This window comes from Rhizobium sp. AQ_MP (genome assembly GCF_014237835.1).
GTDB lineage: Bacteria > Pseudomonadota > Alphaproteobacteria > Rhizobiales > Rhizobiaceae > Allorhizobium.
In genome coordinates, this window is sequence record NZ_JACJVI010000062.1 from 1 (window position 1) to 662 (window position 662).

Annotated in this window: 1 protein-coding gene; it reads left to right on the forward strand. The window is 58.6% G+C overall.

What is annotated here, in order from left to right:
* A partial coding sequence (locus H6M51_RS24210; protein WP_185812311.1) for a molybdopterin-dependent oxidoreductase occupies nt 1-662 on the forward strand: 662 nt, incomplete at both ends.

A 662-nucleotide genomic window follows, 5' to 3' on the forward strand; every position in this document is an offset into this window, starting at 1 on the left:
ACCGCCATGTCTGCTGACCTGATTCTGCCGGCCGCCATGTGGGTCGAGAAGGAAGGAGCTTATGGCAATGCGGAGCGACGAACGCATGTCTGGCATCAACTGGTCAATGCACCGGGAGATGCACGCTCGGACCTGTGGCAATTGGTGGAGTTTTCCAAACGCTTCACGACGGATGAGGTCTGGACCGAGGAGATCTTGGCGCAAAACCCTGATTATCGCGGCAAGACACTTTTCGAGGTGCTGTTCGCCAATGGCAAGGTGGACCGATACCCCCTCTCCGAGGTGGACCCCGACTATGCCAATCGCGAAGCCGAAGCATTTGGCTTTTATCTCCAGAAGGGCCTCTTCGAGGAATATGCGGAGTTTGGGCGCGGACATGGCCATGATCTGGCGACCTACGACGTCTATCATCAGGAACGGGGCCTTCGTTGGCCGGTCGTCGATGGCAAGGAAACCAAGTGGCGCTACCGGGAGGGATATGACCCCTATGTCAAGCCCGGCGAAGGGGTGCGTTTCTACGGCAAACCCGATGGACGCGCGGTCATCCTGGCGGTTCCCTATGAACCGCCGGCCGAATCGCCGGATGAGGAATACGATTTCTGGCTGGTAACAGGCCGCGTGCTGGAGCACTGGCATTCCGGTTCGATGACGATGAGAGTGCC